At 69.6% G+C, this 12,825-nt stretch carries 12 protein-coding genes and 1 pseudogene; 4 read left to right on the top strand and 9 right to left on the bottom strand.

The genetic code is table 11. The features are described from left to right. Nucleotides 1–46: 46 nt before the first annotated feature. Entirely contained in the window at nt 47–1,465 is a 1,419-nt protein-coding gene (locus tag ACGF3J_RS35455; RefSeq protein WP_393855644.1) for a helix-turn-helix domain-containing protein, read from the bottom strand. Nucleotides 1,466–1,658: 193 nt separating this feature from the next. Here ACGF3J_RS35455 and ACGF3J_RS35450 point away from each other — a divergent pair, with 193 nt between their 5' ends. Both ACGF3J_RS35450 and ACGF3J_RS35445 read left to right on the top strand, forming a co-directional pair. After that, complete coding sequence (locus ACGF3J_RS35450; RefSeq protein WP_393855643.1) at nt 1,659–2,282, top strand: hypothetical protein; 624 nt, start codon at nt 1,659–1,661, stop codon at nt 2,280–2,282. Between the two features lie 436 nt (nt 2,283–2,718). Next, nucleotides 2,719–3,588, top strand: coding sequence for an NAD(P)H-binding protein (locus ACGF3J_RS35445; protein WP_393855642.1), 870 nt, complete (start codon nt 2,719–2,721; stop codon nt 3,586–3,588). 613 nt (nt 3,589–4,201) lie between these two features. Here ACGF3J_RS35445 and ACGF3J_RS35440 read toward each other — a convergent pair. The 5 genes from ACGF3J_RS35440 to ACGF3J_RS35420 form a co-directional block, all read right to left on the bottom strand. Continuing rightward, a complete protein-coding gene (locus ACGF3J_RS35440) occupies nt 4,202–5,341 on the bottom strand; it encodes a protein-L-isoaspartate O-methyltransferase (protein ID WP_393855641.1) in 1,140 nt (379 codons plus the stop codon). A gap of 21 nt (nt 5,342–5,362) precedes the next feature. Continuing rightward, complete coding sequence (locus tag ACGF3J_RS35435; RefSeq protein WP_393855640.1) at nt 5,363–6,226, bottom strand: radical SAM/SPASM domain-containing protein; 864 nt, start codon at nt 6,224–6,226, stop codon at nt 5,363–5,365. Between the two features lie 126 nt (nt 6,227–6,352). Beyond that, on the bottom strand, nt 6,353–6,796 hold the full coding sequence (locus ACGF3J_RS35430) for an ATP-binding protein (protein WP_393855639.1): 444 nt from the start codon (nt 6,794–6,796) through the stop codon (nt 6,353–6,355). A 278-nt stretch (nt 6,797–7,074) separates the two neighbouring features. Continuing rightward, nucleotides 7,075–7,824 (bottom strand): hypothetical protein, encoded by a 750-nt coding sequence (locus tag ACGF3J_RS35425; protein WP_393855638.1) that lies wholly within the window; start codon nt 7,822–7,824, stop codon nt 7,075–7,077. Then, nucleotides 7,821–8,069 (bottom strand): DUF6415 family natural product biosynthesis protein, encoded by a 249-nt coding sequence (locus tag ACGF3J_RS35420; RefSeq protein WP_393855712.1) that lies wholly within the window; start codon nt 8,067–8,069, stop codon nt 7,821–7,823. The genes ACGF3J_RS35425 and ACGF3J_RS35420 overlap by 4 nt, the downstream gene beginning before the upstream one ends. Between ACGF3J_RS35420 and ACGF3J_RS35415 the strand changes: the two genes are divergently transcribed. Next, nucleotides 8,034–8,180: a hypothetical protein gene (locus tag ACGF3J_RS35415; RefSeq protein ID WP_393855715.1), complete on the top strand. Its 147-nt coding sequence runs from the start codon at nt 8,034–8,036 to the stop codon at nt 8,178–8,180. The genes ACGF3J_RS35420 and ACGF3J_RS35415 overlap by 36 nt on opposite strands. Nucleotides 8,181–8,221: 41 nt before the next feature. On the opposite strand, the gene ACGF3J_RS35410 is transcribed toward ACGF3J_RS35415, so the two are convergent. Together ACGF3J_RS35410 and ACGF3J_RS35405 are read right to left on the bottom strand one after the other, a co-directional pair. Next, nucleotides 8,222–8,737 carry an ATP-binding protein gene (locus ACGF3J_RS35410; RefSeq protein ID WP_393855711.1) on the bottom strand — a complete coding sequence of 172 codons (516 nt, stop codon included), beginning with the start codon at nt 8,735–8,737 and terminating at the stop codon, nt 8,222–8,224. Nucleotides 8,738–9,099: 362 nt separating this feature from the next. Further along, complete coding sequence (locus tag ACGF3J_RS35405; RefSeq protein ID WP_393855637.1) at nt 9,100–10,287, bottom strand: helix-turn-helix domain-containing protein; 1,188 nt, start codon at nt 10,285–10,287, stop codon at nt 9,100–9,102. Between the two features lie 119 nt (nt 10,288–10,406). Between ACGF3J_RS35405 and ACGF3J_RS35400 the strand changes: the two genes are divergently transcribed. Continuing rightward, nucleotides 10,407–10,955: a flavoprotein gene (locus tag ACGF3J_RS35400; RefSeq protein ID WP_393855636.1), complete on the top strand. Its 549-nt coding sequence runs from the start codon at nt 10,407–10,409 to the stop codon at nt 10,953–10,955. Between the two features lie 72 nt (nt 10,956–11,027). Here the strand turns inward: ACGF3J_RS35400 and ACGF3J_RS35395 are convergent. After that, a pseudogene (locus tag ACGF3J_RS35395) lies at nt 11,028–12,689 on the bottom strand (ISAzo13 family transposase). Nucleotides 12,690–12,825 lie beyond the last annotated feature (136 nt).

Genomic DNA, 12,825 nt, shown 5'->3' with positions numbered 1-12,825 from the left:
CCCCGCGTTCCGGCGGCCTCCACCCCGCACCCGCACGTCGGATCCCTCAGCTGTAGGGACCCCACCGGCGCTCCAGGGTGTCGTACATGTACCGGGGCAGGCCCTCGATGCCGCTGGTGCGGAACGGGCGCCCGCCGTCGTCGACGCGCACCGTGCCCGTACGGCCCTGGGAGGACCAGTCCAGCTCCAGATACCAACGGCAGTCGCACGAAACGGCCTCGGCCGTCACCAGCAGCACCTCGGGATCCTTCGCCGACACGCGGTAGGGCATCCGCACGGCCGGAATGGGAGTGCCCGAATCGCTGCCGGCGACAGCGCGGGCGATCGGGCGGTCCTTGTCCAGGTCCACGGCGAAATACCGCGGGGTGATCGAGCCCCCGCAGCCCTGGTCCATGGCATAGGCATGGCCCTCGACCGGCGCCGCACGGCCCACCACACGCACCCGCAGCGCCTCCAGCACCACGGCCGTCTCGCTGCGCCCCTGCACCGACAACTGCACGAGCGTCTCGCCCCCGTGCACCGCGCCCTGCGCCGCCGCCCACGGCGCCGCGTCCTGCGGGGCCGGGGGAGGAGGCACCCGGCCCGGCGGCTTGGCGATGACATAGTCGTGGCCACAACCCAGCTTCCACGCCTGGGAATTGACGGACCAGGCGAACGGCAGCCCGCCGGCATCCTGAGCGCCGCCGGACGGCGCGGACGACGCCGTGCCGGGCGCAGGAGAGTTGTCCGGCTCCTTGCGCGGGGAGGGCGATGCCGAAGGCCGCCCGGATGCGGGGGTGGCGCTCGGCCCGGGTGAGCCGCCCCGCCGCTCAGGCGCCCCGGCCTTTGCCGGCCCGGACACCGTGGGACGGCCGGCCCGGACAGGGCCGTCGGCGGACGCCCGCTGCCCGTCCGGCAGCGCAGGCAGCGCCGACAGCATCCCGAACAGCGCACCGGCCGAGGCCAGCCCCACCACGACACGCCTGCGCCGATACCAGGGCCGCCCCGGCAGCAGAGGCGAGGGCGAGGGCGGGGGCGGGGGCGCGCCGGCCGGCGACGCCCCCTCCGGCACCGGGGCGCCCTCCACCGCCGCATCCGCTCCGCCCGCCGCACCCTGCACGGCCTCCGCCGCCCCCGTCGCCTCCGCCGCCGCCTCCGCCGCACGAGGCCGGCGCCGCTCGGCCACCGCCAGAAGCCAGCAGCGATGGAGCTCCACACGCTCCCGGGGCGTCGCCCCGCACAGCGCCGCGAACCGCTCCACGGGAGCGAAGTCCAGCGGCACCGCGTCACCCGCGCAGTAGCGGTGCAACGTCGAGGTGTTCATCCCCAGACGACGCGCCAGCGACCCGTAACTGCGGTCCGTGCGCTCCTTCAACGCCCGCAGCAGCGCCGCGAACTGCGCCACCTCACCGCCGCTGCCGCCGCCGTCGTGTGCCGACACAGGTTCCCCCGTCCTCGTACGCCCCGCCCGGCCCAACACGGGCATCCCAGGCACCCCAAGTACCTGCACGTCAGACGGGCTGGGATGGTTCCACCCCGCCCGATCGGCCGCCGGCTGTTGCGCCCGGCCGCCCCGGCCGCGGATGCTCTTGGTGCCGCACCGACCAGGCCCTCACCGGCCGGCCCGCCGGCCTCGCCGCGGCACCCACGCCCACCCACCCACCCACGGGGGAACAGCCATGCCCGTCCGCAACCGGACCAGCGCCCTGACCGCACTCACCGCCGCCGTCCTCGCCGCAGGCACGGTCCTCACCGCACCGCCCGCCGGCGCCGCACCCAGGACACCCGCACCCGCCTTCCTGTCGGCCTCCCAGCTCCCGCCCCACCCGACCTCGTCCTGGACCGCCGGCCCCGTCACCGACGGCTTCCCGGAACAGCTGGGCCTGTGCGTCAGCACGGAGGGCGTCCCCTCCTACGACTACCGCCACCGGCAGTTCCACACCGACCTCGACACCGGCGCCGTCCAGCTCACCGTCGTGACGGGCACACCCGCCCAGGCCAAAGCGCTGGCCAAGCACTACGACGACCTGATCCGCACCTGCGCCGACCGCATCGAGGACACCACCCCCGACACCGAGGCCGAAGGCCGCGACTACGGCACCCTGCCCGTCGAGGAAGGCGCCCGCGTCCGCGGCCTGCACACCGAAACGTCCTGGGGCGCCACCGACATCGCCCTCCTGTCGGTCGGCCGGGACGGCAGGACCGTCACCGTCGTGCAGTGGGCACAGATGGGCAACTTCACCCACGCCCCCGTGACCGCCTTCAAGAAGACCACCACCACAGCCGTCAACAAGCTGCACTGACCGGCCGCCCCACAGGACCCGGGGCCGACCTCCCGCCACGGGGGTCGGGAGGACGGCCCCGTCCCCTCTGCTGCGCTGCGGCCGGCACGACCGTGTCCACCACGGGCCAGTGCTCGCGAAGGCAGCGGACCTCGTCACCCGCGCAGCCGAGGAGGTAGTGAACACTGCATACGGGTGTGCGGGATGGCCGCGGCGGCCCTTTCGACGGGGGCTGCGCTGCTTCGCGGATGCCGAGTACGAGCCTTGGCGTGGGAGGGCTGGGGCCAGTAACGTAACGCCTGCTCTATAACCGGCAGGCAGCTGCACTCGGAACTGACCACGGGGCGTGCGGACTTGCCGCAGCGTGCGGTGACCCTATGACGCCTGCCGGTGCCCGCACTGGCCGACCCCCGGGGCGGCGGAGGCGCGATCTCGACACGGAGCGGGGAAAACGAGCATGACCGCACACTCCGCACGGCGGCTCCTGGTGGTCTGCGGGGCCAGCGGAACGGTCGGCCGGCGCGTGGCCGGGATGCTGAGCGAGCACCACACGGTGCGCTCGCTCTCGCGGGACCCCGCCCGGGCGGGAGCCCGCGAAGTCGCCGGAGAACCGATGGCGACGGACTTCGCCGACCGCAGGTCGGTCGCCCGCGCGCTCGAGGGCGCGGACACCGTACTGATCATCACCAGTGACCCCACCCACCCGGAACACGACGAACACCTCGTCACAGCGGCGCAGCGACAGGGCGTCCGGCGGCTGGTGAAACTCTCCGCGCTCGCGGTCGAGGACCCCCACGCACAGGACTTCCTGACGAACTGGCAGCGCGGCTGCGAGGACCTGGTGCGCGCCAGCGGCCTGGAGTGGACTCTCCTGCGGGCCCGCGCCTTCATGTCGAACACCCTCGCCTGGACGGCTTCCGTGCGGGAGGAGGACACGGTGCGCGCACTGTACGGCTCGGCGCGCAACGCCTGCGTCGACCCGGGGGACGTCGCGCAGGTGGCCGCGCGGGCCATGACCGAGCCGGGGCACGCGGGGCGCAGCTACGCGCTGACGGGGCCCGAACCGCTGTCCGCGCGCGAGCAGACCCGGCAGCTCGCTTCCCTGCTCGGACGGCCGCTGCGGTTCGAGGAGCTGACCATCGAAGAGGCGATGGACGCGTGGCGCGCGAAGTATCCCGAGGTGATGGTGCGGGCCATGGCCGACAGCGCGAAGCGCCAGAGTGCCGGTGCCAAGCAGCAGACCGCCGGCGACGTGCAGGAGATCCTCGGCCGGCCGGCGCGCGGCTACCGGTCCTGGGCCTCGGCACACGTGCGCTGCTTCAGATGATTCCACTCCTTGAGCGCGGCGTACAGGACCGTATCGCCCGGATCCGTCGAACTTCGTGTCCACGGGGGCGTTGCCGTACGCCTTCTCCAGGGGGCGTTCGGGACGAAGAGGTGGCGGGGTACGGTCCGCATGGCCTCCTCCACCCGGGGCGTGCGCACGCACCCGGTCACGACCAGATGGTCGATCAATGGGCGCCCAGACGGTCGGCGGAAGGGGCCTCGATGGTGTCGCTGTTCACCCCGTTGACCGTAGTGCTCGGCGCCCCCTCAGTTCGGGCGGACGTGGCGTTGTTGCTCGTTCCCATGACTACCTCTTTCGCGAGTGTCAACAAGGGGGCGCTGGTCCTGCAGAGGGGTGTCCGGGGGGTTGATCAGGTCGGTGGTGAGGCCCGCGTGAGCGAGAGCCCTGGCTGCTTGCTCGCCGGAGGTGAGGGAACTGGGCCGCTCGGGGGAGTTGCCTCCGCGCAGGACACCGATCCGTAAGGTGGTGGATGTCCGGCACCGTTGCTGCTGTCACGTCGTTCCCCTTTGAACGCGAAAGCGGTGGTGGACCGGTGCGGCGGCTGCTTCTTGGCAGGGGTTGGTCGTCGTGCCGGCGTCGTGTGGTGGAGGGCCTACAGCGTGGCCGTCCATGATCCGCGGGCCAGGGTGGTGGTCCCGTCGGGGTCGATGGTGACGCTGGCGCCGTACAGGGGCAGGGCGCCTTCCCGGTTGAGGCGGTTGCGGATCCGTTCCAGGTTTTCCCACAGCCGTCGTGGGCCGCTCTGATGCACGGTCGGCGCCTTGAGGTGCCCGGCTGCCGTGGCGCGGGCCCATGAACCGTCGGGGTGCAGCAGCCATACCGTGCGGGTGTCGCCGTCCTCCTGCTTGCGGTACTCGATACCGGGGATCTGCAGCTCGAGCATCGACATGACGTCCCAGGCGTCGGGCGGGTAGAGCAGCGGGTAGCGGCTGGTGCTGATGTCCTGTCCGTCGTCTTCGGCGGCGCCTTCCCACAGGTCGTCGGCCGGCTGCGGGTAGTCGTCGCTGTGCCGGGTGCGCATGAATCCGGCACGGTTCCATTCGATGCGGCCCACGGCCCCGCCGTCGGCGGTCTTGTCGGCGGTGAGAATCAGACCGGTGCCGGCGATCGTGGTCACAAGCCGCCCGCCGGTGCCCAGCGCCTTCAGCCAGGAGGCAGGCACGGAGCGCACCGACACGGTGGAAACGATGCGGTCGAACGTCCCGGGCAGGAGGGGGCCGGTGATGTCGCAGACCTCCAACCGGGGAGATTCTCCGAAGAGCAGGAGACGTTCTTCGGCGAGCCTGACGAGGTGCTCGTCGATGTCGATGCTCGTGACGAGGTCGCTGTCGAGTCGCATGCAGGCCAGGGCTGTGCCGTAGCCTGATCCGGTCGTGACGAGGACCTGGTTGCCGTCGTCGATCATGGCGTGCCGGTACATCTGGACGACGAGGCTGGGCAGCGTCGACGACGAGGTCGGCGTACCGCTGTCGAGGACCTCGTCGATTCCGACGGTGTCGGCATGGTGGGCGCCGACCCGTGTCACGAGGGTCTTGTCCTGGTACGCCTCCTGTAGCCAGATGCCGGGGTCTTCGAGGCCGGTGCGCAGGCGCCACACGCCACCGTCCGGCTCCCACCATCGGGGCACGAACTGGTGCCGGGGCACACTGGCCACGGCCGTATGCCAGCGTGATTCCGGCCGGGCGACCTGGTGGGCCAGGCGCCGGGCGTGCGGCAGCCAGTTCACGGTCATCGTGTCTTCGCCCCTCTCGTCCTAGTAGGCAGGATCACAGGCCGGCGTGTTCGCCGGGTCGCAGTCGTTGGAGTCGGCCGGGGTGCAGCCGGCCGTCGGCACGGGCCGCCGGGGGATCCTCGCTGCGGTGTCCGCCCAGGGCTGCCCGCTGAAGACGTTGGCCAGTCCGTCCGTCTTCGCGTTCCCTGTCCTGAGGAAGCGGCCTAGGACGCACGGTGTGACCGTGCCGTCCGGCATGACCGCGGCCCGGCCCTTAGCGCACTGGCCGCACAGGTCCGCGGTGCTGGGGACGTGGACCTCGCCCCGGCCGACGCTGCGGACACGGTCGACGTTCACGGTGCGCACGCCGAGCGCGAGCAGCTCCTCGCGGGCCTGCGCGGTGCGCTGCCCGTCGAACACTTCGACGATGCCCACCTGCAGCGGGATGTGCCTTTGTATGGCCTGGACGATGTTCGCGCGGGTCGCTGCGTGGGAGCCCCTGCGGCCGGTCACCCGCTCGTGTTCCTCGGCGAGGTCGCTGTAGTAGGACGTCGCCAGGGACACCTTCGGGTGTGCGAACAGCGCCCAGTGCTCCAGCTTCACGCGGTACAGGTTGCTGTAGACCTGCACACCGAGCCCGACGGCAAGGGCCCGGTGCACCAGGGCCTCGAAGCTGGGGTGCATGGTCGGCTCACCGCCGATGAACTGCACCTTCTCCACGCCGATGTTGGCGGCTTCGCTGATGAGCAGCTTCCAGTCGTCGGTGGTCATGCTGCCGTGTCCCTCGGTGGGGCCGGCGTTGGCGTAGCACAGGGACGGACAGGTGAGCTGGCACTTACCGGTGATCTCCAGCTCGAGGAAGTCCGGTACCGCCGGGCGGGTCGGGGACTCGGGAACGAACGTCATGGTGCCTCTCCTTGGTCGGGTGCTGCTGAGTGCCGGCGCGTGCGGGACTTGGCCGTCGGGGGAGTGCGAGCCGGGGCTTGCCTCGCGCCGGAGCTGGCACCGGCGCGAAGGCGGGAGCGGCGGTGGTCACGGGGGCGGGGGCTCGGCGGTCATGGTGGCGCGTACGGTTTTCCCGCCGCACTGGGGGGTGAGGAACCAGCTGAGGTGGGCGCCGTATTGCCTGACGTGCCACAGGCTGCGCCCTGAGCGGCTGTTGACGGCGTCGGTGAAGTGTTCGAAGGCGGGGTGTGGGTCGGCGACGTCGATGATGAGTTCGTGGGCTTCGGTGACCCGGAGCCAGGCGCGGATCTCGCGGAGGCAGCCTGTCGTTTCGGGGGTGTGGCCGTGCTGGACGGCGTTGTCGACGAGGTGGCCCAAGACGTCGGTCGCAGCGTTCACGTTGCCGGGCCAGCCCAGCACGGTGAGCAGAGTGCGGCCCATGATGCGTGCCATGGCCATCGCGCCGGTGTCTGCGGGCAGCTTCAGGGTGACGGTGCGTACGACCGGTGCGGTCACCTCTGGGGCCTTCACGTGTGGAACTCCTCTAAACGGAACGGGGGGGGGAGGGGGCTGGAGGTGGTGCTGGGAAATCGCGTCCTTGGGGCGGTAGTTGGGGTGGGGCGGGTCCGTGCAGAGGTGGAGTCGGGGGAACTCCGCGGACCCGCCCCTGTTCACCGGCCGCCTGTCCTTCGCATGGCCGGCCGGTGAGTCTTTGAGGCCCTGCGCCGCGACGCGCATGGGCGCTGAGGAGCAGCAACGCCTGGATCCTGGGTCGAGACGGCGGCGGTGCCGACCTGGTCGGCAGGGCTTCAGCGATGAGCCGCCGGGTCACGGGCCGAACCTTGTGCAGAGTGGTCGGCCAGTTCCTGCAAAAGTTCGTTCATGTCGAGGACGCGGAACGAGCTGAGGCGCCGGATGAGCTGGGAGGCGAGCAGGGTGGGCAGGTTGGGGTGGGCGAAGGGCAGGGCATGGTCGGGTTGCGCGACGACTCGCACCTGCGCTTGTGCGTTCAGGCCGTAGAGGACGCCGTGCACCCCGTACAGGGGCGCACTCCGGGCCAGGAACACCATGGGGTTCTTCTCCAGATGTGGGCAGAGCGCGGCCGCGGCACGGGCATGCCTGGCGCACACCGGCGGCTGGTTGGTGAGAATCTCGGCCCGGGTGGGGTCTTCGTCCCGGGGGCCGGTGAGGAAGATGAAGCCAAGCGGGGTGCGGGCGGGTCGCGCGCAGACCTGGCAGTGCAGTGCCTGCATGGTGAGCATCTGCCGGTAGGGGTGCATGAGCTTCCACTGCGGGACTCCGGTCGGCATCTGCCGCTCGTCCACCGGATTGAAGCCGCACCGCGCCCACAGGATGCCGCGCAGGGGCCGGTCTCGGGGGTCCTCGTCGCCGTAGTACAGCCGGGGCCCGGCCGCATGCTGGTGGATGAGGAGGTTGTCCGGCGCCGCTTCCTCGCCCTCGCGCTGGGTGATGAAGGGAACCAGGCCCTGATCGGACGCGGCATGCACGGTGCGGTTCTTCTCTCTCGTCGTGCCCAAGGCGAGCGGGGGAGTCCTCATGCCGCCTCCCTGAGACATCCGAGGACCGTCAAGCGCTCCAGGAGTTCGTTGACGGCCCAGGCCAGCCGCCGCAGTTGGCCCACCGTCGGCACCCGAGCGACTGACGCCTGCTCAGCGCACACAGCCCGGGCCTGGCGGACCAGTCGCTCCGCCTCAAGATCTTCCTGGCCGGCCTCGGTGGCAACAGCGATGTCCGACAGCCGGGCCAGATGCCCACTGAGGCGCACCGCAAGGTCAGCGAGCAGGTCCCGGTGCGGGAGGACGTCGTCCAGTACTGCGCCGACGTCGTCGAGGACTGCCTCGCCGTCGTAGGGGGTCCACCGCCGCAGCTTCGTCAGGACGCCGGCCAGCTCTGACGGCCCCAGCGGCGCAGACCATGAGGGGGCGGTTAAGACAGTCACGGCTGCCCCTGCGGCGGAAGCGGCAGACAGCACCACGTCTCCGCGCCGGCCTCGCTGGTTCCCCAGCTGCCGCCGTTCTCCTTCGCCACGGCGTCGACGAGCAGCAGACCCCGACCAGACTCCGCGGCGGGCCCGGGGCGCCGGGGTACAGCGGGAGTCGGCATGCCGTCTCGCACCCGCACCCGCAACGCCCCGTCGGCCACGGTGATGACCAGACTGATTTCTGTGGTGCCGCTGTGCTGGAGGGCGTTGGTCAGCAACTCAGAGACGATCAGCATCACGTCATCCGTCATCGCCTCCAGCCCGCAGTAGCGAAGCCTTGCAGCCGCAATCCGCCGCATAGTCCCCACCTGACACGCGTCCTCAGAGCGCGGAGGTAACCCGTTGCTCAGAGTGGCGACCTCGAAGCGCGCATGCACCACATCCCGCCCGCAGTCGGGGACCTTCGGTGAAGTCTGTGCGACGTCCTCCAGGTCAGGCGGTCGGCAAGACGCGAGGGTCGGATTGGACATCTCATCGCGGGTGGCGTTCACCTCGTCACCGCCCTGGTCCCAGCGCCCTGACCCTTGGCGATTGCGCCGCCTCGATTGGCCCGGCAAAGGTGCAGGGTCGTCCTGGCGCTGGGCTTTCTACGAGCTGTACCGTTCCTCACGTCGACGCTCCTTCGCAGCGTTGGCCGGCCCCGGAGCCGTTCGCGCGGCTGCCGGGGCGCCCAGTGTGAGACTGCGCGGGCGCGGTCTGCGAAGACCTGCTTTTCGTAAGGCTCAGCCGGAGTCATCGCACCGCCCTCGCACCGTCGTTCACTTGGTGTGAGTTCAGCCTGACTCTCTGAGAAGGGCGGAACGCTCACGTTTTGTGAGCGTTGTGAGCGACCCTAGAGACCGACCCAAGCGGCCAAGTGGTTGAGTGAATCCGGCGTGTGGCGGGACAAATGCACAAGGCCCGTGATCGTCTCGCGAGCCGCCGGGTGGTACCGGGTGGGCTCCGGCGCCAGTCTCCGGGCTTCCACCAGCGACTTCAACGCACCTTCGGTGTGGCCAGTCTCCATCTCAGTCCGAGCCTTATCGATCAGGAAGTGCGCCCGACGGGACGTAGCGAGCTGCGTCGGCAATTTGATCTTCCGGGCCTGCTTAAGCGCGTTGTCGTACTGCCTCATCTCGACAGCGGCGGACATCTTGTGCAGGGCTACGTTGGCTGGCCCGAAGCTGAGCCAATGCACGTCCGATGCGTCGCCGATCTGCTCCGCGATCCGACGAGCCTCTGATATGTGCAGGTTCACTGACGTCTCGTCCGCCGCCCGTGCGGAAAGCACCGCCGCACCCAGGTGCAGCTGGCCAGCGACCGCCAAGGTCTCCCGAGTCTCGCCGGCCTGCCCGACGATTCCATGACCGGCCGCGATGAGGCGCTGGCCAATGCAGTACTCGCCCTCCCGGAAGTAGACCAGGGCCCGCATGTACTGGCGGACGGCGGCCAGGCAGGGATCGGAGGCGCGTTGCGCAGCCCAGTCCATGCGGCCCAACGCCACTGCAGACAGGTCGTAGTACCCGAGCTTGACGCTGATGTCGTGCGCCGTGCGGTAGGTGGAAGCCAGCGCCTGCCACAGTTGGGCGGACGGGGACGACCAGGCGGCGTGGGTGAGTTCCGCGATCAAGTCCGGCAGCTTCTGTGCGGCGTTGCGTAGGCGCGTAGCTCGTACCTCTTGACAAATGTGGTCTGCGCTGGCGATGAGGCAGTCATCGGTCCGAACGCTGATCAGAGCCGGGTTTGGACCCAAGTCGTACAGGTCTAACGCCTCGCGGATCGGGCGTACGAGTTCGGCAAGCCGATCACGCTGCAATTCGGTCACGTACGGCTGGCCCGTCAGCACCGTTACGTCGATTTTTAGGGAATGGGCGACAGCAGCCACAAAGTCGGCCGTCGCCGGGCGAGCGCCGCATTCCACCTGGTTGAGCAGACTGTAGGAGTACGGCAGCAGCTGTGCGAGCTGGCGTTGCGTCAGCCTGGCCAGTCTGCGTTGCTCCTTGATGCGGGCGCCCGTGTGGCCTTCGTCCAGTGTGGGCATACTGGTCTCCGTTCTAAGCAGCCACTTGGAACAGTACCTGCGCTCCAAGGCGCCGGCGCCTCCGTCCGCTCTCGACTCGTAAGCATAAGGGGGCGGTTGCGTGTGGTCAGATGGATCGCATGATGACAGAAGCCCCTGTGCTATACCTGTTCGGTTCCGCAGCTCCGCCAGTGTTCGATGTGGCTGCCGTCATCCAGGATGGGCAATTCCGCGGTTTCGACGTCTGCCTCGGCCTCACCCCAACCGCCGCACGCTGGCTCCAGCCGCAATTGTCGGAACTGGAGCGCCTGACAGGGCACCCGGTGCGCAGTGAGTACAAGATGCCCGGCGAGCCGGACGTGTGGCCGAAGGCTGACGTCATCGCCGTCGCCCCGGCCACCTTCAACACGGTGAACGCGTGGTCCCTGGGCTTGACCCACGACTTCGTGGTGGGCGTCGTTGCTGAGGGCATTGGCAAACAGATCCCCACGGTGACCATGCCGTGCGTCAACGCCGCCTACGTCAAGCATCGCCAGTTCGAGAGGAGCGTCGGCGAGTTGCGAGAGATGGGCGTGCGCGTCTTGTACGGCGAGGGCGGCTTCCAGCCGAACCAGCCTGGCCAAGGCCAACCCAAGGAGTATCCCTGGCACCTGGTCCTCGACGCCGTACAGGAGATCGCTGGGGGCTGATGCGGGGCCCTCGCCAATACAGTCGACTGCGTTCGCCACGGCTGCTCCCCTCCGCTAAGTGCTTGCAGAGAATCAACATGCTGGTTTGATCTCCGTGGGGCTGCTGTTGGCGAGGAACGCGGTGACGTCAGCAGGTGTCCGGAACCTGGCTGCCGAGGGTGGAATCGTGTAGCCGTGCTCGGCCAGCAGGGGCTGGACTTGGCGGACGGCCCTGGTGAGGGTGCTGCCGTTGACCCCGAAGAGCTGGGCGAGCAGGTCTTGGGTGACGAGTTTGCGCAGCTAGAGCACGGTGGCCAGGACTCTGTCGGCAGTGGTCAGCTTGTCCTTGGCCCCAGCTCCCCGAGCGCGGATGCGTTCGCCTCCTCGCTGCCAGAGCCGTTCCTGCTCACGTAACACGTCCAGTGTCTGGGCCAGTTGGTCGACGAGTTCGGTCATCGCCGGCTCGGGCATGCCGGTCAGCTCCGGATTGCGCAGAGACTCGGTGCAGGGCTGCAGGGCTGCAGGGCTGCAGGGCTGCAGGGACGGGCCGTCGGCTGACTGCGAGTCCTTGGCTCCGCTGGTGGTGTCGCGAGGTTGAGGGTGGAGGGTGTAGTTCCAGTCGCCATGGAAGCGGTGCCGGTGCATGCGCAGAGCGTCGATATCACCGTCGGTGACCTTGATGCCGGTGTCGTAGGTGCCAGGGTCCAGCTCCGCGTGGACGGTCAGCCCGGTGCGGGTGGTGGTCGCCGCGATGCTGTTCACGATGACGTCGTGGCTGGTCAGCGGGCGGCCGCGCCAGTTCATGGAGATGTGGGAGAACGGCCGGTGCTCGATCTTGTTCCATCTCGAGGTGACCGGCGGCATGTGGCAGACGGTGATGGCCAGGCCCGTCTCGGCGGCCAGGGCGGCGAGTTCCGTCTTCCCGGCGCGGGTGCGGTAGCCGTTGGAGCCACCGGCGTCCGCGGTGATCAGCAGTCGTGTAGCTGCCGGGTAGTCGTGGCGGCCTCGGGCCTGCCATCAGCGGCGGATGGAGGCGACGGCGAACGAGGCGGTGTCGTGATCCGTGCCGACGATGACCCAGCCGGTGTTCGCGGCGATGTCGTAGATGCCGTAGGGGATCGCCTTGCCCGGTCCCTGCCGGTCCAGGAAGTCTTGCGTTTTGACCAGGACTGGCTCACCGGCCGGGCGCCACTGGTGGCCCGCGTTCCTGTAATCGCTGACGAGTTCCTTCTTCTTCGCATCCACGCTGATCATCGGCTGGCCGGCGCCCATGTGCTGCCTGGCCTGCTCGTTGATGTAGCGGAACTGGGCATCACGGTCGGGGTGCTGCTTGCCTTCGATGGTCTTGGCGCCGGCCTGCAGGCTGAAGCCCTCCTCACGCAGTAGGTCTGCGACCGTGTCCGCGCCCACCCGATGCCCCTGCCGGGTGAGCTCGGCCGCCAGGCTCCTGGTCGACTTCACCGTCCAACGCGGCGGCGACATCGGATCGCCCCGTTCGTCAGGTTCCACCAGTGCCAGCAGCGCGGGCCGCAAACCCGGATCAAGATCCGCGGACTTCTTCCGGCCACCGCCGGCCTGCGTACCCGGCCCAAAGGCTCCTCGCCGGCCTCCAACTCGTCCACGCCCTTGCGGACCGTCGTTTCGCTGACCTGGGCCGCCCGCGCCACCGCCCGGATACCACCGTGGCCCAGGATCCGGGCTTCCGGCCCCCATCATCAGCCGCCGCTGCCGTTCGTCGAGGTGCGGGAACAACATCTAGAACTGCACAGCGAGTTGGCCGCGAACCTTGTCGGAGACGCTCATACCACAACAACGAGCCGCATCGCGGGAAGCAACACCTTGATTCTCTGCAAGTCCTAACGGAGTCCTATTAGCGACTACTACCGCGGCT

Source organism: Streptomyces sp. NPDC048171 (assembly GCF_043202655.1).
Lineage (GTDB): Bacteria > Actinomycetota > Actinomycetes > Streptomycetales > Streptomycetaceae > Streptomyces.
This window is presented reverse-complemented; position numbering and strand designations above follow the sequence as displayed.